The organism is Streptomyces sp. NPDC096040 (assembly GCF_040303265.1).
GTDB lineage: Bacteria > Actinomycetota > Actinomycetes > Streptomycetales > Streptomycetaceae > Streptomyces.
The window spans coordinates 18,975-44,268 of record NZ_JBEOTA010000034.1 but is presented as its reverse complement, the minus strand read 5'-3'; the positions used below and the strand labels follow the sequence as shown (position 1 = coordinate 44,268).

Below are 25,294 nucleotides of genomic sequence, written 5' to 3'. Positions count from 1 at the left end.
CTCTTCATGCGGCGCTCCTCAGCGCGAGCAGGTCCGAGATGGCGTGCACGGTGCGCAGGGTGGGCACCTCCACGCCGGTGATCTCTGCCAGCTCGACGACGGCCGCGAGGAGCACGTCGAGTTCCAGCGGCTTGCCGCGCTCCAGGTCCTGGAGCGTGGAGGTGCGGTGATCGCCCACCTTCTCGGCGCCCGCGAGCCGGCGCTCGATGGAGACACCGACCTCGCAGCCGAGCGCGTCGGCGACCGAGAGCGTCTCGCGCATCATGATCTCGATGACCCGCCGGGTGCCGCCGTGCAGGCACATCTGCCGCATGGTGGCCCGGGCCAGCGCACTGATCGGGTTGAACGAGATGTTCCCGAGCAGCTTGAGCCAGATGTCGTTGCGCAGATCCGGCTCCACCGGGCACTTCAGCCCGCCGGTCTGCATCGCCTCGCTGAACCGCTGACAGCGCCTGGACACGCTGCGGTCGGGCTCGCCGATCGAGAACCGGGTGCCTTCCAGGTGCCGTACCACGCCCGGGGCCGCCAGCTCGGTGGCCGCGTAGACCACACAGCCGACGGCGCGTTCGGGGGCGAGCACGGCGCTGACCGCGCCGCCCGGGTCGACGCTCTCGACACGGTGGCCGTCGTAGGGGCCGCCGTGCCGGTGGAAGTACCACCAGGGGATGCCGTTCTGGGCGGCGACCACCGCCGTGCGCTCGTGCAGCAGCGGCTCGATCAGCGGCCCGCACGCCGCGTACGAGTTGGCCTTCAGGCCCAGGAAGACATAGTCGACCGGGCCGACCTCGGCCGGGTCGTCGGTGGCGTGGGCGTGTGCGGTGAAGTCACCCCGCGGGCTCAGCACCCGTACTCCGTACTGCCTCATGGCCGCCAGGTGGGGTCCACGGGCTATGAGATGCACATCGGCGCCCGCGCGGTGGAGCGCGGCGCCGACGAAGGCGCCGATCGCACCGGCGCCGAGGACTGCGACTTTCACGGAACACTCCGTTCGGTTTGAGGGATACCGCGGAGGTGGCCTCTCGTGGGCCGGATCCTGTGGTGCCTGGGCCGAATCATGTCGACGAAATATTGTCTACAGTATGGAGTCGAGGGCGACAAGGGTTCGGACAGCGACCGTTCGGCGCATTCCGGACACCGCTCATCGCATACGATCCAGCCGTTGGGTTCTCAACCACCCTGACCCACCCCTACCGTTCGGGATTCATGAGCAGCCCCCCTGTAGCACCGCCGGGCTGGAGCCGCTGGCTCGTCCCGCCCGCCGCCCTCTCCGTCCATCTCTCCATCGGCCAGGCCTACGCCTGGAGCGTCTTCAAACCCCCGCTCGAATCCGCGCTGAACCTCAGCGGCACCGAGAGCGCGCTGCCCTTCCAGCTCGCGATCGTGATGCTCGGTCTGTCGGCCGCGTTCGGCGGCACCCTCGTCGAGCGCAACGGACCGCGCTGGGCCATGACGGTCGCCCTGGTCTGCTTCTCCACCGGCTTCCTGATCTCCGCGCTCGGCGCCGAGACCAAGCAGTACTGGCTGATCGTCCTCGGCTACGGCTTCGTCGGCGGCATCGGCCTCGGCATCGGCTACATCTCGCCCGTCTCCACCCTGATCAAGTGGTTCCCGGACCGGCCCGGCATGGCCACCGGCATCGCCATCATGGGCTTCGGCGGGGGCGCGCTGATCGCCTCGCCCTGGTCCGCGCAGATGCTCTCGTCCTTCGGCAGTGACAACGATGGCATCGCCCTCGCCTTCCTGGTGCACGGACTGGCGTACGCCGTCTTCATGACCCTTGGCGTGCTGCTGATCCGGGTACCGCGCACCGAGAGGCCGGTCGCGGACGCGCCGAGCGCCTTCGAGGGCGTGCAGGTCTCGGCGAACACCGCGATCCGCACCCCGCAGTTCTGGTGCCTGTGGGTCGTGCTCTGCATGAACGTGACCGCGGGCATAGGCATCCTGGAGAAGGCCGCCCCGATGATCACGGACTTCTTCGCCGACAGCTCCACCCCGGTGACGGTGTCCGCGGCGGCCGGGTTCGTCGCCCTGCTGTCCGCCGCCAACATGGCGGGCCGCATCGGCTGGTCGTCCACCTCCGACCTGATCGGCCGGAAGAACATCTACCGCGTCTACCTCGGTGTCGGCGCGTTGATGTACCTGCTCATCACGCTGTTCGGGGACTCCTCCAAGCCGCTGTTCATCCTCTGTGCGCTGGTGATCCTCTCCTTCTACGGCGGCGGCTTCGCCACCGTCCCCGCCTATCTGAAGGACCTCTTCGGCACCTACCAGGTCGGCGCGATCCACGGCCGGCTGCTCACCGCCTGGTCCCTGGCCGGTGTGCTCGGGCCGCTGATCGTCAACTGGATCGCCGACCACCAGAAGAACGCCGGCAAGCACGGCTCCGACCTGTACACCCTGTCCTTCGGCATCATGATCGGACTGCTCGTCATAGGGTTCATTGCCAACGAGCTGGTCCGGCCCGTCAACGTCCGCCACCACATCCCCGCACCCAGGGAGGCCGTCGATGTCGAACGACAGCAGCCGGCCTGAGGCCGACCGGCGGTGGCTGATCGCCGTCGCCTGGCTCTGGGTGGGCGCGCCCTTCGCCTACGGAGTGTACGAACTAGTACAGAAAGCCACACAGCTGTTCAACGGGTGAACCAAGGGGCTGAACCACGAGAATGCCCGGGCGTCCGAGGGTCTGCAAGAAGCCGACAACTCGGGCGCCCGTTTCCTGTGGCCTTACATGCCGTCGTACCCGTGAGTCACTGAACAGACTGGTGGGCCCACACCGAGGCAACGAGGGGGACCCACCACCCATGAACGGCTCGCGCATCGCCGCCGTCGGCCACTACCAGCCCGCCAAGGTGCTCACCAACGAGGACCTGGCGGCCCTGGTCGACACCAGTGACGAGTGGATCCGCAGCCGGGTGGGCATCCGCACCCGGCACATCGCGGGGCCCGACGAACCCGTCGACGAACTCGCCGCGCACGCCGCGGCCAAGGCCCTGGCCGCCGCCGGTCTCACGCCCGGTGACATCGACCTGGTCCTGGTCGCCACCTCCACCGCCATCGACCGCTCCCCGAACACCGCCGCACGCGTCGCCGCCCGGCTCGGTGTCCCGCAGCCCGCCGCGATGGACGTCAACGTCGTCTGCGCCGGCTTCACCCACGCCCTCGCCACCGCCGACCACACCGTACGGGCCGGGGCCGCCACCCGTGCCCTGGTCATCGGCGCCGACAAGATGTCCGAGGTGACGGACTGGACCGACCGTACGACCTGTGTGCTGGTCGGCGACGGGGCGGGCGCGGCCGTGGTCGAGGCCTGCGGGCCCGGTGAGGAGCCAGGCATCGGGCCGGTGCTGTGGGGTTCCGTCCCCGAGATGAGCCATGCCGTACGGATCGAGGGCACCCCGCCCCGGTTCGCGCAGGAGGGGCAGAGCGTCTACCGCTGGGCCACCACCCAGCTGCCGCCCATCGCCCGGCTCGCCTGCGAGAGGGCCGGGGTGGACCCCGTCGACCTCGCCGCGGTCGTGCTGCACCAGGCCAACCTGCGGATCATCGAGCCGCTCGCCCAGAAGATCGGTGCGGTCAACGCAGTGGTCGCGAGGGACGTCACCGAATCCGGCAACACCTCGGCCGCGAGCATCCCGCTCGCGCTGTCCAAGCTGGTCGAGCAGGGGAGCGTGTCCAGCGGAGACCTGGTCCTGCTGTTCGGCTTCGGTGGCAATCTGTCGTACGCGGGGCAGGTCGTGCGGTGTCCCTGAGAGCGCGTTCTGCGGTGTGACGTGCCCAACTCCCGCTTCCTCTGGCAGTTGTGCGCCGTAGACTGTAGACGAAAGACAATCGATACTGAGTGTCCGCTCGTAACGGGTGTCCGCCGAAGGGGGATCCGATGTTGTCAGCCGGACTGCCGCAGGGTGCGGTGCCCAAGCTCGAACGCCCCGGCCCGCTGCGCGACCGCGTCTACGAGGCGCTGCTCGAACTCATCACCACCCGCGCCCTCCAGCCCGGCCAGCACCTCGTCGAGAGCGAACTCGCCGGTCATCTGGGCGTCTCCCGGCAGCCGGTGCGCGAGGCGCTGCAGCGGCTGAACACCGAGGGCTGGGTCGATCTGCGTCCCGCGCAGGGCGCCTTCGTCCACGAGCCCACGGAGGACGAGGCCGACCAGCTCCTCACGGTGCGCACGCTGCTGGAGGCCGAGGCGGCGCGGCTGGCGGCGGCCAACGCGGGCAGCGCGGGAGTGGCCGCGCTGGAATCCCTGTGCGCCGAGGGCGAGAAGGCCGTCGCCGCGGACGACGTGGACGGGGCCGTCGCCCTGAACGCCGTGTTCCACGCCAAGATCATGGACCTGGCCGGCAACGCGGTCCTCGCCGAACTCGCCGCCCAGGTCGACCGCAGGGTCCGCTGGTACTACACGCCGGTGGCCCGCCAGCGAGGCCGCCAGTCCTGGATCGAACACCGAGAACTGATAGCGGCGATCACGGCCCGCGACGAACAGCTGGCGACCCGCCTGATGCGCGAACACACCGAGCACACGCGACGCTCGTACCACGAGCGGGCGAAGTCCTGAACCGGCGCGGGCTCACGGCAGCGTGATGAGAGCGATGCCGTCCGCCTGCGCGACGGCCAGCCGGGTGCCGTCGGGGTGGAGGGCGGCCACGGGAGTGGAGATGCGCCTGCGGCCGAAGCAGGTGGATTTGACGGACACCTCGACCTCGGGCCACGCCGTGAGAGTGCGCCCGGTGGCGGTGTCCAGCAGTCGCGGGTGGCCGAGGAACGAGATCACCTGGTCGCCACGGGGCAGCAGCAGGACACCCGGCTCGGCATCGACAGGACTGCGGTGGAGCCAGCGTCCTTCGGACACCGACCACACCCCGAGGTGTTGCGGCGGAAGACCGGCCTGCTCCTCGTCGCTGCCCTCCTCCGCCCCCGTCGCCAGGACCAGCCGGTCGGCGTCGAGCCAGCAGCCCGCCGTCACCTCGCCGCTCGTGACCGCCTCTGTCGGCAGTACGCCCTCGCCGTCCAGGGTGCCGGGGTCGGCGAGCGCGAGCGCCGTGTCGTAGACCAGGGCCGTTCCGAAGGGGTGCCAGTACCAGCCGACGGAGAGCAGGTACCGGCCGTCCGAGCTCAGAGCGAGCCTGGAGTGGAAGACGTCCTGCGGCTCACGCCCGCCGTCGGTCAGCCGCTCGCCGCTCGCCGCATCCTCGATCTGGAGCACGTTGTATTCGTCGGGGCAGTGCACGACGACCTCGCGTCCGTCGCCCAATCGGCCCAGGGCGACCGGGTAGTCGAAGGCCGACGCCTGGTAGTAGCTGCGGTTCAACTCCCGCACGACCCGTTCGCCTTCGAGCAACACCCCCTTGGTGCCCCGCTCCTGGTACACCGCGGAGTAGGGCCCCGAGCTGGAGACGGCCCCGGCGTCGAACGGAAAGCTCCACGCGAAGGGCGCAGCGCGCTCCACGCCGTCGCGGCCCCAGCGTCGGCCGCCTCCGACCGGGGAGACCAGTTCGTCCCCCTGCCACACGAGCGACTTCGGCGACGACTTCACCGGTATCGTCCCCACGGCCATCGATGCCCCCCCATTCGGAGCACCTCGGGCGGGCCTCCGCCGGGAATCTACGGGACCCCGCTCAGTCGGCGCGTACGAATTTCGCGGTTCCTGCTCCTACCCGTCGTCGCGGCACAGACAGAAGGGGTGACCGGCGGGATCGAACAGCACCCGTACGTGGTCCTGCGGCTGATCCGGCGCGAGTGCCGCTCCCATGGTGACGGCCTCGGCCACCGCCGCGTCCAGGTCGTCCACCTGGAAGTCGAGGTGCATCATCGTGCGCTGCTCACCGTCGACCGGCGGCCAGGTGGGCGGCCGATAGCCGGGTGCCTCCTGGAAGACGATGTAGCCGGTTCCCTGAGGCGGGGCGACGACAGCCGTCCCGGGCTCCTCGTGCACGATCGGCCACTCCAGCAGTTCTGCGTAGAAGCGGGCCAGGAGTGCCGGGTCCGGTGGCTCCACGGCCGTTCCCCACCACATGCCGCTTGTTCGTGATCGCATGGTTGCACCAAGCGCGATGCCGCGGGCACTGTGAGCAGACCGACGAGCCCCAGGTGATCGGTGCCCCCGGTCCTATGACGGGGGGACCGCTTCTTCCTCGATCCCCTTCCGCCTGTTGCTGGCCGCCTAGTCACTCCGCGTGAGCTGCGCCCCGGACGCCCTCCACGGCCGTCCGGGGCGCTCTCGTACCCAAGGCGGCGCGCCTTCTCAGACCCTCCGAGGCCCCGCCAGAGCCCGGACGACCCGAAAAGCCGGGGCCGACTGGCAGTCACCATCAGTACGATGTTCGTCACCTTCATGGCACTTGTGATCGGATGAGGCAGTGACGGACCTGCTTGCCCCGCTCAGCTCCGAACAGACGTTGTTGCTCCGCACCATGGCCGACCAGTACGCCAAGTCCGGCCAGTGGCCGACTTGAAGCTACGTGCAGGCGATTCTTGACCTCCGTCGGCTGGATGCCGACGAGCTGCTGCGCTCCCTGCCGCGAGTGGGATCAGGGACAAACCGTTACGGGCTAGCTTGGTCTATCCACCCGGAATCCATCGCGCCGCACAGTCGGCCAACCTTGACGGTCGCAGCTGGATATCACGTACCCGAGCTGTTGGCGATGGTCGGCCAGCCGTTTCTACACGTTCTGCGCGTGCTGGTCGACATGAAGCTCAACGCACCGATCTCGGCGGACCAAGCAGCTCCTGTGACCTATACGCCCAAGAACATCAGGCGGGCGCTGCCCTCGATCAGTGACCTGTTCATGGCCCGGATGCCCGACCTCCTGGATTTCGAGCCGCCGACCTGGGGCGGTACCCGTTCGGTCTCGGATGACGGAGGCTGGACGCGAGAGCTGAGCCGGGAGATCGTTCGATACAGCGGTGTCACCGACGTGAAGTCGTACGTGACCCGGGTGACTGAGCTGATGCCCGAACCGTCAGTTTATTTCGGCAACGTGATCATTGGTCCGGGCTCGATCGGAACCGCGATTGCATCCTCCGCCGCCCCGGAGTCCGTAGTCCAGCCCGCCCCTGGTCCGCAGCCTAAGACGCCGGTCTACGTCAAGGAAGCGCTGATCAAGGAGTTGGAGGACAAGAACGCCAGCTCTCAGTGGGACGTGACCAAGCTGGTCCAGCTCACGCGTGAGCTGAACAGCAACTTCGCGCTCGACAACCCGTACGCCTGTCACGCGCTGATCCGGGCGATCCTCGACCACACGGCGCCCGTGTTCGGGCAGAAGACCTTCGAGCAGGTGGCCAGCAGCCCGCCCGCGACGTGGACGAAGACCGACAAGGACTATCTGCGGAAGCTGCTGGACTTCAAGCCGCAGAGCCATGACGCCCTGCACCGCCACATCCGGAAGTCGGCAGACCTGATCGACGTGCACGACGTTCCGTCGAGTGCCTGGCTGAACGCGTTCCTCCGCCTCGTGATCGACGCCTTGTGACGAGGTCTCTCCCGCCCATGTCGGGCGGGAGACCCCACGACGGCCTATGCGGCAGCGGGCGGCTCCTGATCGTCCGCCGAGGGCGGCAGCTCAGGCTTCTTGAAGCGGTGCCACGTGTCCCGAGCCTTCCCGGCGGACTCGATCACGTCCGGGACCTGGTCCAGCAGCCCCTTCACAGCGAAGAGCAGCACGGAAGCCACGCCAGCGATGGCGAGAATGATGATGATGGCTACGCCGTCCACCGATCCTTACCTTCCCTGTCATGGGTCGGATCGGGTGCGCAGGCAGCCTCGATCCGAACCCTTACGGTTCGGGTCGAGACACCCGCGCGGACGCACACGCAAATGTTCTCGGTCGGGCCTACTTTCGGCCCACATCAACTTTCGGTACTTCCACTGTTCCCCCACGCATCAGTGCAACTGACCTGCGTCTTGGCGAATGAGTCGAGACCTTCGCCAGGGCAGCGCTACTGATGCGATCCCGCAACCCTGCGCGAAATCAGGGCTGTGAGCTGGATGGGTTGGTTGCACAACCCATCGCCGTCAGCGTAGCGCATACAGTCATGATCTCGGTCAAAATGCAACTAAGCCCCACCCCGGTCAAGTTGGGGTGAGGCTCAGGCGCTGGTCGGGTGAGGGTGAGGGGACGTCACCTGGCAGGGGAGTAGCGGTGGTGGGAGCAGGTACAGCGGGGTATCAGGAGGATTCCCCGGCCGTGGGGGAGCGGGATGTCCACGGTCTGGCGGCACTCAAGGTGCAGCTTTGAGTAGCCCGGCTGATGGGCCAGCGCACATTCCGCGGACATGGTCGAGGTGTCCTCGGTCGGGGCGGTCACGGGAAGATGCCGCCGCTGCTGAACGAGTTCATGGCGCGGGTACGTTCGGCCACGGCCCGCAGTCGCTCCTCGTCCGTGGCGCGTCGGACGTGAGCGGGGTCGGCGTCCCACTCTCGCCCTCCGGCCACCGGCCGCAGCTGGACATACGGCTCTTCCCGCCCCATGACGTACCCGAGCCGGTCGCGGGCGGTGTCGATGACCAGGGTGCCGGCCGGTGGTTCCACCTCCTCGGCGGTCACGCGCGGGTTCCCGACTGGAGCGCCCTGGCGAGGCGGACGGCAACGTCCGCGCGCACGCGGCCCAGTTCGACCAGTTGGAGTCCGGGCGAGGCCGGGTCGATCCTCAGCGAGGGCGAGGGCAGGACGATCCCCCCGCCGTCCAGGGCTGCTCTGAGAGCCTCCGCCGCCCCCTGAGTATCAGTGACGTCATGCGTCTTCTTCGGTGCCATGAACCGGACGCTAGGAACCGGCCACCGTTGATCGCTACGGGAGTTTCTCGAAGTTTCTTGATATCGAGGCTGAGTTACGCGATGTTATCCGCGAAGGCCAACCGAACCCCGTGATCGGGGCGTTGGTTTTCGTGATGCTTGGTGGATCAGTCCCCAAGGGAAGGAACTGGTCATGGCGCGACGACTGCGCTTCAACGGCACTGGTAGCGGCGGTGGTTCCTGCCCCGCGATCCATGAGGACCTGGACACGGGCGAGATCATCGTGCACGGGCCCAGGCTCACCGACCCGGCTTCCGTCGCCCAGCTCCAGCACCTGGACGAGGACGAGATTCCGATCGTGGTACCGCGCAACACCCTGATCGACTTCGGCCCGAAGGAACGCGACACCGAACCGCGCATCCTGGACCCTGCCACGTTCGCCCGGCTCTTCGAGAACTTCCAGCACTCCGCCTGGCACCTGGAGATGCGCAAGGGCTACGCCGTCGACCAGCAAGAGGAGACCTACGCCCAGTTCGTCCGGGGCGAGGAGCCGCAATGGGACATGGACGCACCCTGGGCGCGCACGATCCTCCCCAAGACGCGCGGCGGTGCCGACGTCGGACGGGTGAGGATTCTCGACAACCCCCCGACTCAGGGCCAGCTGTACCTGTTGGCGCACGCCGAGTACAACGCGGCCCTCGGTGAAGAGGTCCGGAACATGTGGCGCGAGGACGCCCAGAAGGCCAACCTGCCCGATGAGGACTTCTGGATCTTCGACTCGCACATTGTCGCTCTGTGCCTCTTCGATGACGATGACGTCCTCACGGGCGCCGAACTCATCACTGAACCGGCACGCGTGAACCAGTACAACCGTCTGCGTGACGTGGCCCGGCACTTTGCCATCCCGGCCAGGGAGTTCGCGCGGCGCATGAACGCAAAGGGGTAAGGCAGGTGAGTACCGGTGAGCACGGACTACCAGCAGGCTCGTGAGGCACTCGGCGCGCGTCTCCGGGAGCTGCGGTACACGTGTCCGGACGGCCGTCTCACCGGTACTCAGCTCGCCGAGCGGCTCGGCGCGGGCTGGACCAAGGTCAAGGTCAGCAAGCTGGAGAACGGCAGGCAGACGGCCACCGCCGAGGACCTGCGCGCCTGGGCCGACGGGACCGGCCAGCCCGAATCCTATGACGATCTGCTGGCCAGACTCCGTGGGTTCGAGTCGCACATCCGCTCATGGCGCAGGCAGCTGGCCGCCGGACACCGGGCCGTCCAGGACGCCGCCACGGTGGAGCACGAGCGCTCCCGCATGCTGACCATCTGGGAGAACGTGCTGATTCCGGGCATGCTCCAGACCCCGGACTACGCCCGGCACACCTTCAACGCGCACGCCGACCTGATGCGCTCCCCACGCGACACCGAGGACGCGGTACGTGCCCGGATCCAGCGCCAGGAAGGGCTGTACCGGCCCGGCCGCAAGTACCGGATCATGGTCTGGGAGGGTGCGCTGCACTCCCTGATCTGCCCGCCCGCCGTCCTCGCGACGCAGCTTCACCACCTGGCCAGCGCTATCGGGCTGGACACGGTCGAGCTGGGCATCATCCCTTTCACGGCCTCCCTGAAGATCTGGCCGGGCAACAGCTTCTGGGTGTACGACGAGCGCCTGGTGATCGTCGAGGACTGGCACGCCGAACTCTGGATTGATAACGCCGACAGCGTGGCCACCTACCTCCGCGTCTTCAACACTCTCCGTGAGTCCGCTGTCAACGGCTCTGACGCCCACAACGTCATCAACGCCGCCCGCCGTGCCCTGAACCCCCGCACCTGACCCAGAGCCCAGCCCATGTCCACACACAGGGCTACTCTGAGAAGAGCTGGCGGAGCATCAGTTGATGTGATCGGGGACCGGACATGGTGTCGGATAGAAGCTGGGTGCGGTTCCTCTGAAGGGAAGGGTTGAGCTGGAGGAACGCTGAGCGGGGCTGTACTTGGGGCCGCTCGTCTCTACCGTGGTAGTGGAGGGGGTGGCGGATGGGTTCGCGGTTCGAGGAGTTGGAAGCACGCGACCTGCCCGGAGGCTCGCGACCCGGAGCACCTGCGGCCATGGGTCGTCCTGGTCGACGGCGCCCGTCACCAGCTCGACCTGATCGCAGCTGAGACCGGCCGACGCGGCGTCACGGTCCACGTTCTGCTGGACTTCGTGCACGTCGCCGAGTATGTCTGGGCCGTCGCCCACGCCTTCCACAAACCCGGCACCACCGAGGCGGAGTCCTGGGCAGCCGACTATCTGACCGGGATCCTGGCAGGCCACGCTGCCCGGGTCGCCGCCGAGATGACCGGCCAGGCGGAGCGGGAGCGCCTGTCGGCCTCCCGCCGCGAGGCCGTGACGCCTGCGAACGCTACCTGACTGGGCATCTCGACCAGCTTCACTACGACACCGCGCTCAACAACGGGTGGCCGATCGCCACCGGCGCGGTTGAAGGTGCCTGCCGCCACCTGATCGCCGACCGCCTCGACATCACCGGCGCCCGCTGGGGCCTTCCCGGAGCCGAAGCCGTCCTGCGACTGCGTGCCGTCGTCACCAACGGCGACCTCGACCCCTCTGGCGATACCATGCCGCCCGCGAGCATGAACGCCTCTACCCACCCCCGACTAGCGAACTTACGCCCTCACCTCTTGATCGCGGCCGTCGCTCCGAACAAACCGCACACAATCCCTTTGAGACGATCGGACAGCATCTCTAGGGTGCGGACGTGACCATCGAGCTGCCCTTTCGTCCGCTCCCCATCGACCAGCAAGACGTTCGCTACGCCTACGGGCCCGATTCGGATATACAGCCGGGCATCCCCGCCGGCTCGACCGTGCAGTTCGACTGGTGCGAGAGCACGATCTACCCCGGCACCACGAGGCGGTACTGGGTTCATGTGCCCGCGCAATACGACCCCTCCGAACCCGCGTCGCTGATGGTGTTCCAGGACGGACGGTGGTACCTGAACCCGGACGGGCAGGTCCGCGGCGCCATCGTGTTGGACAACCTCATCCACCGCGGCGAGATCCCGGTCACTATTGGCGTCTTCGTCGACCCCGGCGTCCTCAAGAACGCCGAACAATCGAAGAACCGCAACGCCGAGTACGACGCGTTCGACGACCGCTACGTCACCTTTCTCCTGACTGAGATCATCCCCCAGGTCACACGGCGCTACTCGATCGCCGAGGACGCCGACCAATGGGGCATCTGCGGTGGCAGCAGCGGCGGCAACTGCGCCTTCACGGCTGCGTGGATGCGCCCGGACAAGTTCCGGCGAGTCATCTGCTACCTCTCCAGCTTCACGCAGATGCCGAACGGAAACCCGTACCCTGCCCTGATCCCCAACGCCCCCCGCAAACCGCTGCGCATCTTCATGCAAGCAGGCCACCGCGACCTCAACTGGAACGGGCCCGAAAGGAACTGGCTCGCCAGCAATCTGCGTGTGGCAGCCGCTCTCGCGGAAACAGGCTACGACTTCCGTCTCGTCCTCGGCGACGGTGGCCACAGCCCCAACCACGGCGGAGTCCTACTCCCCGATGCGCTCCGCTGGCTATGGCGCTCAGGCACGATCTGACGAAACCTGCCCGAACGATCACTCCATCCGAGCTGCACCCATAGAAGCTTTGGCGGCAACCGTGAGGACGACTCCTCAGACTTCGAGTAGAGGTCTTTTAACCACCCTATTGGGCGGCAGAGTTCGTTGGTGGCCAACAGTGGCAGCATCTACATCGGGACAGTCTCCGGCAGCGTCATCGGAGGCCAGTCCGTCTACGCCGATCCTGATGGCTTCACCGCGCAGCGGCAGGATTTTCACTTCGAGTTCCTGAAGCACGCGATGAAGCAGTCTGAGTGGACGTTCCGCCTAAGCGTGTGGTTCATGACGGGCGGCGCGGTGGTCATCCTCGTCGGGGCTGTGCTGGCGCTGATGCACCCGGGTAGTCCCAACCACGGCTATGTGCCGCTCGTGACGGGCGGGAGTGCTGATCACCGGCGGCGGCGGTGCGCTCGCCCTTCACTCGAAGCGCAACAGATACCGGCCGGACTGCGGAGCAAGATCCATCGGTGGCATGCCGCCACCGTGCCGGAACCACCTGCAACCCGCCGCCTGGGATATGCCGACCGCAGCTGCCGCCTCCTCGGCGAGCAGACCCTTCGTGATCTCCCGCCAGAACTGACGTTCCGCTTCCCGCCGAAGCGCCGGCGCACCCGGGGACTTCATCGGCGACCGTCCGGTCAACGCCGCCATCCACCATGCTGGCCTGCCCATCAACACCTCCGAGGACGAGGTGGTGCAACGACCGATTGAATCCGCCTTGACTGCCCGCATCCTGCGGGGTCTGGGACCAGATCATGGCTGTCCTGCCGAACTCGGGCCAGCCGGTGCGGGTCCCCGGCCTCGTACCCGCGTTGCGCATCGAAGGCCGGGTTGACCCTCGCCTTCTCGCCCAGGAAGAAGCGGTACCCCCGGAAATGGGCGTGCCCGGGCCCATGGCGAGGGCCGTCTCTGCCGGCCCGCGTTGGTGGGCCGGGCTCAGGTGCTCCGGGCTGTCCGTCGAGGTCCGCCGCCCTCCGGGCCGCCCACAGCGTTGCTCGCGAAGGGAGCGAAGGCTGCGCTCCGGCAGCGGCTGAATCCCGGACATCGGTCCCGGGACTCAGCCGCTGGGGGGACCTCGACGTAAGGTTCCGTGGGAACCCTCAGGCCGCTGTCCGTGGCTGTACCGCCCCCACCTTCGCCCTCGCGCCCGTCCCCCGCCCCGGCTGCCGCAGCAGCAGGGCTACCGCCGCCGCCAGCATCGAGATGCCGCCGGCCAGGGCGTACGCGCCGTTGTAGCCCCAGGCGCCGACCACCATGGAGCCGAGGCCGCCGCCGAACAGGCCGCTGATGAGCTTGCCGCTGTAGACCAGGCCGTAGTTGGTGGCGTTGTAGTTCTCGCCGAAGTAGTCCGGGGTGAGGGCGGCGAAGAGCGGATAGAAGGCGCCGCCGCCGAAGCCGGAGAGGAAGGCGAAGAACAGGAACAGCCACTCGCTCTTGATGTCACCGGCCCAGATCACACCGAACTGGGCGAGGCCCAGGACGACTATGACGAAGACGAGGGTCGGCTTGCGGCCGAGGCGGTCGGAGAGCCAGCCCACCACTCCCCGGCCGATGCCGTTGATGACCGCCATCACGCCCATCGAGGAGGCGGCGACCAGTGGGCCGAAGCCGACGTCCTTGGCGAAGTCCACCTGGAACGAGATACCGAAGATCGAGACGCCCGCCGTCATCACGATGGATATCCACATCAGCGGGAGCATGCCGGTGCGGATCGCCTCCTTCGGAGTGAACTGCCTCACCGCGGGTGGGTTCTTCGCCAGAGCCGTGGCGTTCTTGGTGTCGCCCGAGTGGGTGAGCGGGTCGATGTCGGCCGGCCACCAGTTCTTCGGCGGGTCCTTGAAGAAGAACGCCGTGACCAGGACCACGACCAGCACGTAGACGCCGATCAGGTCCAGGACGCGGTGGTAATTGGCCGTGTCGAAGGCGTAGTTGAAGATGAAGATGAACGGCAGCGAGCCGTACGCGAAGCCGCCGTTCACGAATCCCGTGCGGGCGCCCCGGCGTTCGGGGAACCACTTGCCGACCATGTTGATGCAGGTCGCGTAGACCAGGCCGGAGCCGAGACCGCCGATCACACCGAAGCCGATGATCGCCAGCCATATCTCGCTGATGTGGGAGAGGGCCAGGAAGCCGATCAGGCACATCACGGAGCCGGTGTACATGGCCCGGCGTGCGGTCAGGATGCCCTTCTCGCGCAGCCAGCCCGCCGGGAAGGCGATGCCGGCCTGGAAGAACACCCAGATGCTCAGGATCCAGAAGGTGTTGGACTGCGTCCAGCCGTGCGCATGGGACAGGGTGTCCTCCGCGGAGCCGTACGCGTACTCGAAGACGCTGATGGCCATCATGGCCACCCACGGGAGATACACCATGAAGTTGCGGGAGTGACCGAGGATGTCCCGGTCGGTCTCCCCGATCCGGTACACCCGGCCACGGGCGTCCGTCACTTCACGGTACGGACGCCGTTCGGCGCCGGTGCTGTTCGTGGCTACAGGGTCTGCCGTCATGTCACGCCATCTCCTCGCCGAGCGGATGCGGGTTGGGGACGATGCGCCGGGCGCTGGGCCTGCCCGGTGCCTTGAGGAAGAGGGCCAGAACCGCGGAGGCCAGGCCGACGGAGCCCGCGAGCACGAACGCGCCGTGGTAGTCCCACTCACCCACGACGACCGCGCCCAGACCGGAGCCCACCAGGCCGGAGATCAGCTTGGAGCTGTAGACCATCCCGTAGTTGGTGGCGTTGTTGTTCTCACCGAAGTAGTCCGCCGTCATGGCCGCGAAGAGGGGGAAGATCGCCCCTCCGCCGAAGCCCGAGACCATGGAGCAGAACAGGAAGAACGGCATGCTGCCCATCTGGCCGGAGACCAGCACACCGAACTGCGCGCTGCCGAGCATGACGCAGACGATGATCAAGGTGTTGCGGCGGCCGTACCGGTCGGAGATCCAGCCGATGACCCCGCGCCCGGTGCCGTTGACGATCGCCTTCAACGACATCGCGGTGGCGACGATCCCGCCCGCGAACCCCATGTCCTTGCCGAACGGCACCTGAAAGGCGATGCCGAAGATGTTGATCCCCGCCGTGCACAGCAGACAGAACCACATCATCCACAGGACGGGCGTACGGGCGGCCTCCTTCGGGGTGTACTGCTTGACGGCCGGGGGGTTCTTCTCCAGTGCCCGGCGTATGCGCGGATCCCGAGTCACTTTCAGTGGATCGACGTGCGGCGGCCACCAGTTCTTCGGCGGGTCCTTGAAGAACCAGCCGGCCGACGCCACCACCAGACACAGTCCGACGCCGACCGCGGAGAGCAGCACCTCGTAGTTGCTCAGGTCGAGCACGGACGTGAAGAGGAACACGAACGGCACGGACCCGTAGGCGAAACCGCCGTTCACGAAGCCCGTCTTGCCGCCCTTGCGCTCCGGGTACCACTTGCCGACCATGTTCACGCAGGTCGCGTAGACCAGGCCGGCTCCGATACCGCTGCACATGCCGAAGCCGAGACAGGCGACGACCACGTTCGGCGTGAACGCCAGCGCGACATAGCCCAGCAGGGTGCCGACCGCGCCGATCAGCATGGCCGTACGCGCGGGGAGCCGTCCGCTCTCCCGCAGTTGTCCGGCCGGGAAGGCCACGGCCGCCTGGAAGAAAACCCAGACGCCCATCAGCCAGAAGATGTGCCCGCTGCTCCACAGATGTGCCTCGCGCAGCGTGTCCTCCGCCGACGTGAACGCGTACTCGGCGGAGCTGATGCCCATCATGCCCACCCAGGGCAGGATGACCATCCACTTGCGTGCCCGGCCCATCAGATCGACGTCGGTCTCGCCGATCCGGTATGTGCGGCCGTTGCGGTCCGTCACCTCCCTGAAGGGGACGGACGCCGTTAGATCGATGGATGACATGTTCTTTCTGCACCCCTTGCGTCGAAAGCTCTGGCCAGCGCCCCCTGTCCAATGCCTTTCGTGCGCGCACGGGTCCCGGGGCCGGCCGCAGCGCACCGCCGGCCGGCCCCTTCCTCGGCTAGGTCATGAGCCGCCCCCCAGCAGTCCGGCCGCCCGCGCCCAGCGGTACTTGGCGCCGAGCACGGCCACCGGCCGTTCGGTCGTGTACGGATACGCCACGACCCCCCGCTCGTACAGGTACTGGCAGGCCTCCTCGACCTCGACGTCCCCCGCGAGCGAGGCGACGACCGGCTTCTCGATGCCCCGCTCCCGGAACTCCGCGACCACGCGCGCGGTCAGCTCCGCGAACACCATCGGCGGGGTGACGATGGTGTGCCAGTAGCCGAGGACCAGTGCGTGGATGCGCGGGTCCTCGAGACCGAGCCTGATCGTCGCCTCGTACGTCGACGGCGGCTCGCCGCCCGTGATGTCCACCGGATTGCCCGCGGCTCCGAAGGGCGGGATGAATCGGCGGAACGCCTCGTCCAGGTCCGGCGGTATCTCCATCAGGGACAGGCCGTTGTCGGTGATGGCGTCGGACAGGAGCACACCGCTGCCGCCCGCGCCGGTGATGATCACGACGTTGTCGCCCTGCGGGGCCGGCAGCACCGGCAGGCCGCGTGCGTACTCCAGCATGTCGTTCAGGCCCGGCGCGCGGATGACTCCGGCCTGCCGCAGGATGTCGTCGTACACCGCGTCGTCGCCCGCGAGCGCGCCGGTGTGCGAACCGGCCGCCTTGGCACCGGCCGCCGTACGCCCCGCCTTGAGGACCACGACCGGCTTCCTCGGTACGGTCGCCCGCGCGGCCTCGACGAAGGCGCGGCCGTCCTTGAGGTCCTCCAGGTGCATCGCGATGCACTCGGTGTGCGGGTCCTCGCCGAACCAGGTCAGCAGGTCGTCCTCGTCCAGGTCCGACTTGTTGCCGAGGCCGACGATCGCCGACACACCCGTCTTCGTGGTGCGGGCGAAGCCCAGGATCGCCATGCCGATACCGCCCGACTGCGAGGTCAGCGCCACCCCGCCCTTCACGTCGTACGGCGTGCAGAACGTGGCGCACAGGTCCTGCCAGGTGGAGTAGTAGCCGTAGATGTTCGGGCCGAGCAGCCGGACGCCGTACCGCTCGCCGATCGCCACGATCTCGGCCTGGAGCTCGTGCTCGCCGGTCTCCGCGAAACCGGAGGGGATCAGGACGGCGTTGGGGATCTTCTTCCGGCCCACCTCCTCCAGTGCCGCTGCCACGAACTTGGCGGGAATGGCGAAGACTGCCACATCCACCTCACCGGGAACGTCCGCGACAGTCTTGTACGCCTTGCGGCCCAGAATGTCATCGGCCTTGGGGTTCACCGGATGGATCTCCCCGGCGAAGCCGCCGTCGGCGAGGTTGCGCATCACCGAGTTGCCGATCTTGCCCTGCTCGTTGGAGGCACCGATCACGGCGACCGAGCGGGGCTGCATCAGCCGGCGCATGGAGGTGAGGATCTCCTCCCGCGCGTACTTCCTGCGCGGCGGCGGCTGCTTCTCGGCGAGGATGACCCGGATGTCGGCGGCGACCGCGCCCTCCGGGGTGGCGATCACCGGGTTGAGGTCCACTTCGGCGATCTCCGGGAACTCCGCCACCAGTTGGGAGACCCGCCGGATCTGCTCGGCGACCGCCCACCGGTCCACCCCGGCCTGTCCGCGCACCCCGCGCAGCACCTCGGCCGCCTTGATGGAGTCCAGCATGGACAGCGCCTCGTCGGCGGAGACGGGCGCGAGCCGGAAGGTCACGTCCTTCAGTACCTCGACCAGCACCCCGCCGAGCCCGAACGCCACGACCTTCCCGAACGTCGGGTCGGTGACCGCGCCGACGATGACCTCCTGCCCCTTCGGGAGCAGCTCCTGGACCTGGACGCCCTCGATCCGGGCGTCGGCGTCGTACGCCTTCGCGTTCTCGACGATCCGGTGGAAGGCCGCGCGCACGTCCGCCGCGCCCTCGACCCCGACGATCACCCCGCCCGCGTCGGTCTTGTGCAGGATGTCCGGCGAGACGATCTTCATCACCACCGGCCCGCCGAAGCGGGCCGCGTACGCCACCGCCTCGTCGACGTCGGTCGCCAGCTCCTCGCCCGGTACGGCGATCCCGTACGCGTCGGCGATCACCTTGCCCTCGGGCGCGGTGAGGGCACTGCGGCCCTCGGCGCGCACGGAGTCGAGCAGCGCGCGGACCCGCAGCTCCCGGTCCTCTGCCATCACGTCAGATCACTCCGTTCGACTTGAGCAGGCGCAACTCTTCGTCACCGAGGCCGAGTTCGCCGATGTAGACCTCTTCGTTGTGCTCGCCGAGCAGCGGTGAACCGGTCACGTCCACGGGGGAGTCGGAGAGCTTGAGGGGGCTGCCGACGGTGACGAACTCACCGCGCTCGGGGTGCGGGACGGTGACCACCATCTCGTTGGCGACCAGAGACTCGTCCTCGATGATCTCCTTGGTGGAGAGGATCGGCCCGCACGGGATGTTGTGGGCGTTGAGCTTCTCCAGCACCTCCCACTTGGGGAGCGTCGAGGACCACTCCTCGATCAGCTGGAACATCTTGCCGAGCTTGGGGAGGCGGGCCTCCGGGGCCGCCCACTCCGGGTCGTCGGCCAGTTCCGGCCGGCCGATCAGCTGGGTGATCGGCTGCCAGCCGACGGGCTGCACGATGACGTACACGTAGTCGTTCGGGCCACCGGGCGCGCACTGGACCGCCCAGCCGGGCTGGCCGCCGCCGGAGGCGTTGCCCGAGCGGGGCACCTCGACGCCGAAGTCCTCGTTGGGGTACTCGGCGAGCGGTCCGTGTACGAGCCGCTGCTGGTCGCGCAGCTTCACCCGGCAGAGGTTGAGCACGGCGTGCTGCATGGCGACATTGACCCGCTGGCCGCGTCCGGTCCGCTCTCGCTGGAAGAGTGCCGCCAGTATCCCGGCTACCGCATGCACTCCCGTGCCCGAGTCGCCGATCTGGGCGCCCGTCGCCAGCGGCGGACCGTCCTCGAAGCCGGTGGTGGACATCGAGCCGCCCATGGCCTGGGCGACGACCTCGTACGCCTTGAAGTTGGTGTACGGGCCGTCCCCGAAGCCCTTGATGGACGCGTACACGATCCGGGGGTTGATCTCCTGGATGCGGTCCCAGGTGAACCCCATACGGTCGACCGCGCCCGGGCCGAAGTTCTCGACCATGACGTCCGAACGGCGTATCAGCTCGGTGAGGATTTCCTTGCCGCGCTCGGTCTTGGTGTTGAGGGTGATGCTCCGCTTGTTGCAGTTGAGCATCGTGAAGTAGAGGGAGTCGACGTCCGGGAGGTCACGCAGCTGCTTGCGCGTGATGTCACCGGTCGGCGCCTCCAGCTTGACGACGTCCGCGCCGAGCCAGGCGAGCAGCTGGGTGGCGGACGGCCCCGACTGGACGTGCGTCATGTCGAGGACGCGGATGCCTTCGAGTGCCTTGGTGGTCACCGGCGTTCACCTCACTTGTACATGGTCTGGTTCATGGTTCCGGGGGCGTACGCGTCCGGGTCGACCCAGACGTTGATCAGCGACGGCTTGCCCGACTCCCGGGCCCGGCGCAGGGCGGGGCCGATGTCGGCGGGGTCGCGGACCTCTTCGCCGTAACCGCCCAGCATCTGGGCGAACTTGTCGTAGTGGACGTCCCCGAGGGTGTTGCCGACCCGCTCGCGCTCCTTGCCGTACTTGGCCGCCTGGCCGTAACGGATCTGGTTCATCGAGGAGTTGTTGCCGACGATTCCGACGAAGGGGAGGTCGTAGCGGACCAGGGTCTCGAAGTCCCAGCCGGTGAGGGAGAACGCGCCGTCGCCGAAGAGGGCGACCACCTCCTTGTCGGGCCGCGCCTGCTTGGCGGCGAGGACGAAGGGGACGCCGACACCGAGGGTGCCGAGGGGGCCCGGGTCCATCCAGTGCCCTGGCGACTTGGGCTGCACGACCTGTCCGGAGAAGGTGACGATGTCGCCGCCGTCGCCGATGTAGATCGAGTCCTCGGTGAGGAAGTCGTCGATCTCGCTGACCAGGCGGTACGGGTGGATCGGCGACGCGTCCGACTTCAGGCTGGGCAGCCGCTTCTCGAGCGCGGTCTGCTCGGCGCCCCGCAGCTCGTCGAGCCACTCCTTGCGCCTGGAGGCCCCGCCGTTGACCCGCCCGGAGGCGGCGTCGGTCACGGACTTCAGCACCAGCCCCGCGTCGCCGACGATCCCGAGGTCGATGTCCCGGTTCTTGCCGACGGTGCGGTAGTCGAGGTCGATCTGCACGACGGTCGCGGCGGGGGAGAGCCGCTTGCCGTAGCCCATCCGGAAGTCGAAGGGCGTGCCGACGATCACGATGACGTCGGCGTTGGAGAACGCGTACCGGCGGGAGAGCTGGAAGTGGTGCGGGTCGCCGGGCGGCAGGGTGCCGCGTCCGGCGCCGTTCATGTAGGCGGGGATGTTGAGGGTCCGTACCAACTCGATGGCGGCCGCGGTGCCCCGGGTCGTCCAGACCTGGCTGCCCAGCAGGATGGCCGGTTTCTCCGCGTGCACGAGGAGGTCGGCGAGCTTCTCGATCGCCTCCGGGTCGCCGGCGGAGCGGGTGGAGGCCCGGTAGGCGCCGCCCTTGGGTATGCGCGCCTTCTCGGCCGGGACCCTGGCGTCCAGGACGTCGCGCGGTATCTCCAGGAAGGAGGGGCCGGGGGCGCCGTGGTAGCACTCGCGAAACGCCATCGACACCATGTCGGCGGCGCGGGCGGTGTCCGGGACGGTCGCCGCGAACTTGGTGATCGGCGCCATCATGTCGACGTGCGGAAGGTCCTGCAGGGACCCCATCTTGTGCTGGGTGAGGGCCCCCTGGCCGCCGATCAGCAGCATCGGGGACTCCGCGCGGAAGGCGTTGGCGACCCCGGTGACGGCGTCGGTCGTGCCCGGACCTGCGGTGACCACCGCGCAGCCGGGCTTCCCGGTGATGCGCGCGTATCCGTCGGCGGCGTGGGCGGCCACCTGCTCGTGGCGGACGTCGACGACTTCTATGCCCTCGTCGACGCAGCCGTCGTAGATGTCGATGATGTGGCCGCCGCACAGGGTGTATATGCGGTCGACCCCCTCGGCCTTCAGCGCCTTGGCAACGAGATGACCACCGGAAATCACGTCCTGGGTGTCGTCGGGCATGGCGAAGTCCTTGTCCCTTCGTAGGGGGTGCGGTGCCGTCCTCGTACATTGCATACAGTCGACGAATACTGTATGAAGCTTGTTATCCCGCATCCGGTGGGTGGTGTCCAGGGGGCGTGCGGCACTTTTCAGTCATCGGAGTTCGGCCTCGCGATGACTTCGCAGACGGGAGCCGAAATGGACCTGTACGAACACCAGGCAAGGGAACTCTTCGAGGAACACGGCATCGTGGTACCGAGGGCCGAGGTCACCGACTCGCCCAAGGAGGCCCGGGAGATCGCCCGCCGACTCGGCGGCAGGGTCGTCGTGAAGGCGCAGGTCAAGACCGGTGGCCGGGGCAAGGCGGGCGGAGTGAAGATCGCCGCCGACCCGGCCGGCGCGGAACTGACGGCCCGTCAGATCCTGGGCATGGACATCAAGGGCCACACGGTCGGCAAGGTGATGCTGGCCCAACCGGTGGAGATCGAGAGCGAGTTCTACGTCTCCTACATCCTCGACCGGGCGGCCGGCGGCTTCCTGGCGATCGCCTCCGCCGAGGGCGGCATGGAGATCGAGGAGGTGGCCGCGACCCGGCCGGAGGCGGTGGCCCGCATCCCCGTCGACCCCGCCAAGGGCGTCACCTCGGCGAAGGCGGTCGACATCGCCGAGGCGGCCGGGCTGCCGCCGCAGACGGTCGACATCCTGGTACGACTCTGGCAGGTGCTGGTCCGCGAGGACGCCCTGCTCATCGAGGTGAACCCGCTCGTGCGCACCCGACAGGGCCGGATCCTGGCCCTCGACGGCAAGGTCACCCTTGACGACAACGCCCGCTTCCGGCAGACCCGTTGGGGCGCCGACGAGGCCGAGCACCATGACCCGCTGGAGGCGACGGCCGCCGCGAAGGGCCTCAACTACGTCAAACTGGACGGCGAGGTCGGCATCATCGGCAACGGCGCCGGCCTGGTGATGTCCACCCTGGACGTGGTGGCCGGCTGTGGCGCACGGCCCGCCAACTTCCTGGACATCGGTGGCGGGGCCTCCGCCCAGATCATGGCCGACGGCCTCTCGGTGATCCTCTCCGACCCGGCCGTGAAGTCGGTCTTCGTCAATGTCTTCGGCGGGATCACGGCGTGCGACGCGGTCGCCGACGGGATCGTGCAGGCCCTGGAGACCGTCCGGCTGACCAGGCCGCTGGTGGTCCGCCTCGACGGCAACAACGCGGCGCGCGGCCGAGCCGTTCTCGACGGACGTGCGCACCCCCTGGTCGAACAGGCCACCACCATGGACGGCGCCGCCGGCCGCGCCGCCGAACTCGCCCACACCGCCTGAGGAGCCGGGACATGGCGATCTATCTCACCAAGGAGAGCAAGGTCCTCGTCCAGGGCATGACCGGCGGCGAGGGCATGAAGCACACCCGGCGGATGCTCGCCGCCGGGACGGACATCGTCGGCGGGGTCAATCCGCGCAAGGCGGGCCAGACCGTCGACTTCGACGACCGTGCCGTCCCGGTCTTCGGCACGGTCGCCGAGGGCATGGCGGCCACCGGCGCCGATGTCACCGTGGTGTTCGTGCCACCCGCGTTCGCCAAGGTGGCGGTGCTGGAGGCGACCGACGCCGGTATCGGCCTCGCAGTGGTGATCATCGAGGGCATCCCGGTCCACGACTCGGTTGCCTTCACCTCGTACGCTCGTGGCAGGGGCACCCGGATCATCGGCCCCAACTGCCCCGGCCTGATCACCCCCGGCCAGTCCAACGCGGGGATCATCCCGGCCGACATCACCAAGCCGGGCCGGATCGGTCTCGTCTCCAAGTCGGGCACGCTGACCTACCAACTCATGTATGAACTGCGGGACATCGGCTTCTCCACCTGTGTGGGCATCGGCGGTGACCCGGTCGTCGGCACGAACCACATCGACTGCCTGGCCGCGTTCCAGGAGGACCCCGACACCGAACTCGTCGTCCTCATCGGGGAGATCGGCGGCGACGCGGAGGAACGGGCCGCCGCCTACATCCGGGAGCACGTCACCAAGCCGGTCGTCGGCTACATCGCCGGGTTCACCGCGCCCGAGGGCCGGACCATGGGCCACGCGGGCGCCATCGTCTCCGGTTCGGCCGGCACCGCGCGGGCCAAGCAGGAGGCGCTGGAGGCGGTCGGGGTGCGGGTGGGGAGCACACCGACCGAGACCGCCCGGCTGGTCCTCGACCTGCTGGACGCACGGCAGCCGGAAGGGAGCTGAACCATGACTCCTGCCCTCAAGCCCGGCACCGCCTGGAGCGATGCCTGGGCACGCTGTCTCGCCCTCGCCCCCGAGGCCTTCCGGGACGACCGTGTCCTCAACCTGTGGGGCGGCACCTGGCAGCCCGACGGCCGGCCGCTGCCCGCGACCAGCCCCGTCGACGGCAGCCCCATCGCGGGCCCCCCACGGCTCGACCGCGACACCGCCCACCGGGCCGTCCGCGCCTGCCTCGACCAGCACCGCGCCTGGCGGCACGTCCGGCTGGAAGAGCGCCGGGCCAGGGTGGCCGCCACCCTGGACGCCCTGACCGAACACCGCGAACTCCTCGCCCTGCTCCTGGTCTGGGAGATCGGCAAGCCCTGGCGGCTGGCCCAGGCGGACGTGGACCGGGCGATCGACGGGGTGCGCTGGTACGTCGACGGCATCGAGCCGATGCTCGCGGAGCGCGCCCCGCTGGACGGGCCGGTGTCCAACATCGCCAGCTGGAACTACCCGATGAGCGTGCTCGTTCACGCGGTACTGGTCCAGGCCCTGGCGGGCAACGCGGTGGTGGCGAAGACCCCGACCGACGGCGGGGTCGCCTGTCTCACCCTGGCCTGCGCGCTGGCCGCCCGTGAGGGCCTGCCGGTCACGCTGCTCAGCGGCAGCGGGGGCGAGCTGTCCGAGGTGCTGGTGCGGGCGCCCGAGATCGGCTGTGTCTCCTTCGTCGGCGGCCGCGACACGGGGGCCGCGGTGGCCACCGCCCTCGCCGACCTCGGCAAACGGCACGTATTGGAACAGGAGGGGCTCAACACCTGGGGCATCTGGAACTTCACCGACTGGGAGGCGTTCACCGCCGTCGTCCCCAAGCTCTTCGACTACGGCAAGCAGCGCTGCACCGCCTACCCGCGGTACGTCGTCCAGCGCGAGCTGTTCGACGAGTTCCTGACCGCCTACCTCCCGGCCGTCCGGGGCCTGCGGATCGGCCACCCCCTCGCGGTCGACCACCCCGGCGACCCACTGCCCGAGCTGGACTTCGGGCCGGTGATCAACGCGGCCAAGGCCAAGGACCTGACCGACCAGGTCGCCGAGGCCGTCGACCGCGGCGCCGTCCCGCTGCACCGCGGCCGCCCGGCCGACGCGCGGTTCCTGCCCGGCCAGGACACATCGTCGTACGTCCACCCGGTCACCCTCCTCAACCCGCCCCCGTCCTCCCCGCTCCACCACGCGGAACCCTTCGGCCCGGTCGACACGATCGTCCTGGTCGACACGGAGGCCGAACTGCTGGCGGCCATGAACGCCTCCAACGGCGCACTGGTCGCCACGCTCTCCACCGACGACGAGGCCACCTTCGCGCGGCTGGCCCCGCAGATCCGCGCCTTCAAGGTCGGCCACGGCAAGCCGCGTTCGCGGGGCGACCGCGACGAGCTGTTCGGCGGCTTCGGCGCGTCCTGGCGGGGCGCCTTCGTCGGCGGGGAACTGCTGGTGCGCGCGGTGACACAGGGGCCGGAGGGGGAGCGGCTGCCGGGGAACTTCCCGGAGTACCAGCTCATGCCGTGAGGGCGAGCACCGGGACCGTGACCTCCTCGACGCGAGGGGGTCCGTCCCGGTGCGGACCAGGGCGACGACCGTGGCAGGGGGCGCCGCCGGGTCGTCGTA

At 68.6% G+C, this 25,294-nt stretch carries 22 protein-coding genes and 3 pseudogenes; 13 read left to right on the top strand and 12 right to left on the bottom strand.

Annotation, left to right across the window (positions count from 1 at the left end):
- Positions 1-4: 4 nt before the first annotated feature.
- Positions 5-976, bottom strand: coding sequence for a 2-dehydropantoate 2-reductase (locus ABTY98_RS34830; RefSeq protein ID WP_352225101.1), 972 nt, complete (start codon positions 974-976; stop codon positions 5-7).
- 227 nt (positions 977-1,203) lie between these two features.
- On the opposite strand from ABTY98_RS34830, the gene ABTY98_RS34825 reads away from it, so the two are divergent.
- The 4 genes from ABTY98_RS34825 (at position 1,204) to ABTY98_RS34810 (ending at position 4,555) form a co-directional block, all read left to right on the top strand.
- Entirely contained in the window at positions 1,204-2,532 is a 1,329-nt protein-coding gene (locus tag ABTY98_RS34825; RefSeq protein WP_352225100.1) for an OFA family MFS transporter, read from the top strand.
- On the top strand, positions 2,507-2,641 hold the full coding sequence (locus ABTY98_RS34820) for an MFS transporter small subunit (protein ID WP_352225099.1): 135 nt from the start codon (positions 2,507-2,509) through the stop codon (positions 2,639-2,641). Before ABTY98_RS34825 ends, ABTY98_RS34820 begins: the two co-directional genes overlap by 26 nt.
- Positions 2,642-2,801: 160 nt before the next feature.
- Positions 2,802-3,749 (top strand): beta-ketoacyl-ACP synthase III, encoded by a 948-nt coding sequence (locus tag ABTY98_RS34815; protein ID WP_352225098.1) that lies wholly within the window; start codon positions 2,802-2,804, stop codon positions 3,747-3,749.
- A gap of 128 nt (positions 3,750-3,877) precedes the next feature.
- Positions 3,878-4,555 (top strand): GntR family transcriptional regulator, encoded by a 678-nt coding sequence (locus ABTY98_RS34810; RefSeq protein ID WP_352225097.1) that lies wholly within the window; start codon positions 3,878-3,880, stop codon positions 4,553-4,555.
- A gap of 12 nt (positions 4,556-4,567) precedes the next feature.
- Here ABTY98_RS34810 and ABTY98_RS34805 read toward each other — a convergent pair whose 3' ends face one another.
- Positions 4,568-5,554 (bottom strand): WD40 repeat domain-containing protein, encoded by a 987-nt coding sequence (locus tag ABTY98_RS34805; protein ID WP_352225096.1) that lies wholly within the window; start codon positions 5,552-5,554, stop codon positions 4,568-4,570.
- Positions 5,555-5,650: 96 nt separating this feature from the next.
- Complete coding sequence (locus tag ABTY98_RS34800) at positions 5,651-6,034, bottom strand: VOC family protein (RefSeq protein WP_352225095.1); 384 nt, start codon at positions 6,032-6,034, stop codon at positions 5,651-5,653.
- A 640-nt stretch (positions 6,035-6,674) separates the two neighbouring features.
- Between ABTY98_RS34800 and ABTY98_RS34795 the strand changes: the two genes are divergently transcribed.
- Positions 6,675-7,469: a hypothetical protein gene (locus ABTY98_RS34795; RefSeq protein ID WP_352225094.1), complete on the top strand. Its 795-nt coding sequence runs from the start codon at positions 6,675-6,677 to the stop codon at positions 7,467-7,469.
- 44 nt (positions 7,470-7,513) lie between these two features.
- Here ABTY98_RS34795 and ABTY98_RS34790 read toward each other — a convergent pair whose 3' ends face one another.
- From ABTY98_RS34790 to ABTY98_RS34780, 3 genes are all read right to left on the bottom strand, one after another.
- Entirely contained in the window at positions 7,514-7,711 is a 198-nt protein-coding gene (locus ABTY98_RS34790; RefSeq protein WP_352225093.1) for a hypothetical protein, read from the bottom strand.
- Between the two features lie 588 nt (positions 7,712-8,299).
- A complete protein-coding gene (locus ABTY98_RS34785; RefSeq protein WP_352225124.1) occupies positions 8,300-8,527 on the bottom strand; it encodes a hypothetical protein in 228 nt (75 codons plus the stop codon).
- Between the two features lie 11 nt (positions 8,528-8,538).
- Positions 8,539-8,751 (bottom strand): hypothetical protein, encoded by a 213-nt coding sequence (locus tag ABTY98_RS34780; protein ID WP_352225092.1) that lies wholly within the window; start codon positions 8,749-8,751, stop codon positions 8,539-8,541.
- A 172-nt stretch (positions 8,752-8,923) separates the two neighbouring features.
- Between ABTY98_RS34780 and ABTY98_RS34775 the strand changes: the two genes are divergently transcribed.
- The 5 genes and pseudogenes from ABTY98_RS34775 to ABTY98_RS34755 form a co-directional block, all read left to right on the top strand.
- A complete protein-coding gene (locus tag ABTY98_RS34775) occupies positions 8,924-9,676 on the top strand; it encodes a DUF6879 family protein (protein ID WP_352225091.1) in 753 nt (250 codons plus the stop codon).
- 15 nt (positions 9,677-9,691) lie between these two features.
- The gene (locus ABTY98_RS34770) at positions 9,692-10,552 is read left to right on the top strand and encodes a helix-turn-helix domain-containing protein (protein WP_352225090.1); all 861 of its coding nucleotides are present in this window, start codon (positions 9,692-9,694) and stop codon (positions 10,550-10,552) included.
- 246 nt (positions 10,553-10,798) lie between these two features.
- Positions 10,799-11,375 (top strand): annotated as a pseudogene (locus ABTY98_RS34765) (ISKra4 family transposase); the annotation flags it as partial.
- A 102-nt stretch (positions 11,376-11,477) separates the two neighbouring features.
- Positions 11,478-12,326, top strand: a complete 849-nt coding sequence (locus tag ABTY98_RS34760; protein ID WP_352225089.1) for an alpha/beta hydrolase — start codon at positions 11,478-11,480, stop codon at positions 12,324-12,326.
- A 261-nt stretch (positions 12,327-12,587) separates the two neighbouring features.
- Positions 12,588-12,665 (top strand): annotated as a pseudogene (locus ABTY98_RS34755) (TRADD-N-associated membrane domain-containing protein); the annotation flags it as partial.
- A 114-nt stretch (positions 12,666-12,779) separates the two neighbouring features.
- Here ABTY98_RS34755 and ABTY98_RS34750 read toward each other — a convergent pair.
- The 6 genes and pseudogenes from ABTY98_RS34750 to ABTY98_RS34725 form a co-directional block, all read right to left on the bottom strand.
- Positions 12,780-12,998, bottom strand: a pseudogene (locus tag ABTY98_RS34750) (IS30 family transposase); the annotation flags it as partial.
- A gap of 449 nt (positions 12,999-13,447) precedes the next feature.
- Positions 13,448-14,851 carry an OFA family MFS transporter gene (locus ABTY98_RS34745; RefSeq protein ID WP_352225087.1) on the bottom strand — a complete coding sequence of 468 codons (1,404 nt, stop codon included), beginning with the start codon at positions 14,849-14,851 and terminating at the stop codon, positions 13,448-13,450.
- A gap of 1 nt (position 14,852) precedes the next feature.
- Complete coding sequence (locus ABTY98_RS34740; RefSeq protein WP_352225086.1) at positions 14,853-16,241, bottom strand: OFA family MFS transporter; 1,389 nt, start codon at positions 16,239-16,241, stop codon at positions 14,853-14,855.
- A 123-nt stretch (positions 16,242-16,364) separates the two neighbouring features.
- Complete coding sequence (locus ABTY98_RS34735) at positions 16,365-18,509, bottom strand: acetate--CoA ligase family protein (protein ID WP_352225085.1); 2,145 nt, start codon at positions 18,507-18,509, stop codon at positions 16,365-16,367.
- A 4-nt stretch (positions 18,510-18,513) separates the two neighbouring features.
- Complete coding sequence (gene frc, locus ABTY98_RS34730; protein ID WP_352225084.1) at positions 18,514-19,746, bottom strand: formyl-CoA transferase; 1,233 nt, start codon at positions 19,744-19,746, stop codon at positions 18,514-18,516.
- 11 nt (positions 19,747-19,757) lie between these two features.
- Positions 19,758-21,440, bottom strand: coding sequence for a thiamine pyrophosphate-binding protein (locus tag ABTY98_RS34725; RefSeq protein ID WP_352225083.1), 1,683 nt, complete (start codon positions 21,438-21,440; stop codon positions 19,758-19,760).
- Positions 21,441-21,617: 177 nt separating this feature from the next.
- On the opposite strand from ABTY98_RS34725, the gene sucC reads away from it, so the two are divergent.
- From sucC to ABTY98_RS34710, 3 genes are read left to right on the top strand one after another with little or no spacing between them, the layout of a single operon-like run.
- Positions 21,618-22,748 carry an ADP-forming succinate--CoA ligase subunit beta gene (sucC, locus tag ABTY98_RS34720; protein WP_352225082.1) on the top strand — a complete coding sequence of 377 codons (1,131 nt, stop codon included), beginning with the start codon at positions 21,618-21,620 and terminating at the stop codon, positions 22,746-22,748.
- An 11-nt stretch (positions 22,749-22,759) separates the two neighbouring features.
- Positions 22,760-23,656 carry a succinate--CoA ligase subunit alpha gene (gene sucD / locus ABTY98_RS34715; RefSeq protein WP_352225081.1) on the top strand — a complete coding sequence of 299 codons (897 nt, stop codon included), beginning with the start codon at positions 22,760-22,762 and terminating at the stop codon, positions 23,654-23,656.
- Between the two features lie 3 nt (positions 23,657-23,659).
- Positions 23,660-25,195: an aldehyde dehydrogenase family protein gene (locus ABTY98_RS34710; RefSeq protein WP_352225080.1), complete on the top strand. Its 1,536-nt coding sequence runs from the start codon at positions 23,660-23,662 to the stop codon at positions 25,193-25,195.
- Positions 25,196-25,294 lie beyond the last annotated feature (99 nt).

What these genes read in the sequence shown, in the direction of transcription:
- ABTY98_RS34820 (WP_352225099.1), top strand. Translation starts at nt 2,507, where the DNA reads ATGTCGAACGACAGCAGCCGGCCTGAGGCCGACCGGCGGTGGCTGATC.
- sucD (WP_352225081.1), top strand. Translation starts at nt 22,760, where the DNA reads ATGGCGATCTATCTCACCAAGGAGAGCAAGGTCCTCGTCCAGGGCATG.
- ABTY98_RS34800 (WP_352225095.1), bottom strand. Translation starts at nt 6,034, where the DNA reads ATGCGATCACGAACAAGCGGCATGTGGTGGGGAACGGCCGTGGAGCCA.
- sucC (WP_352225082.1), top strand. Translation starts at nt 21,618, where the DNA reads ATGGACCTGTACGAACACCAGGCAAGGGAACTCTTCGAGGAACACGGC.
- ABTY98_RS34775 (WP_352225091.1), top strand. Translation starts at nt 8,924, where the DNA reads ATGGCGCGACGACTGCGCTTCAACGGCACTGGTAGCGGCGGTGGTTCC.
- ABTY98_RS34740 (WP_352225086.1), bottom strand. Translation starts at nt 16,241, where the DNA reads ATGTCATCCATCGATCTAACGGCGTCCGTCCCCTTCAGGGAGGTGACG.
- ABTY98_RS34815 (WP_352225098.1), top strand. Translation starts at nt 2,802, where the DNA reads ATGAACGGCTCGCGCATCGCCGCCGTCGGCCACTACCAGCCCGCCAAG.
- ABTY98_RS34725 (WP_352225083.1), bottom strand. Translation starts at nt 21,440, where the DNA reads ATGCCCGACGACACCCAGGACGTGATTTCCGGTGGTCATCTCGTTGCC.
- ABTY98_RS34710 (WP_352225080.1), top strand. Translation starts at nt 23,660, where the DNA reads ATGACTCCTGCCCTCAAGCCCGGCACCGCCTGGAGCGATGCCTGGGCA.
- ABTY98_RS34745 (WP_352225087.1), bottom strand. Translation starts at nt 14,851, where the DNA reads ATGACGGCAGACCCTGTAGCCACGAACAGCACCGGCGCCGAACGGCGT.
- ABTY98_RS34735 (WP_352225085.1), bottom strand. Translation starts at nt 18,509, where the DNA reads ATGGCAGAGGACCGGGAGCTGCGGGTCCGCGCGCTGCTCGACTCCGTG.
- ABTY98_RS34825 (WP_352225100.1), top strand. Translation starts at nt 1,204, where the DNA reads ATGAGCAGCCCCCCTGTAGCACCGCCGGGCTGGAGCCGCTGGCTCGTC.
- ABTY98_RS34805 (WP_352225096.1), bottom strand. Translation starts at nt 5,554, where the DNA reads ATGGCCGTGGGGACGATACCGGTGAAGTCGTCGCCGAAGTCGCTCGTG.
- ABTY98_RS34780 (WP_352225092.1), bottom strand. Translation starts at nt 8,751, where the DNA reads ATGGCACCGAAGAAGACGCATGACGTCACTGATACTCAGGGGGCGGCG.
- ABTY98_RS34810 (WP_352225097.1), top strand. Translation starts at nt 3,878, where the DNA reads ATGTTGTCAGCCGGACTGCCGCAGGGTGCGGTGCCCAAGCTCGAACGC.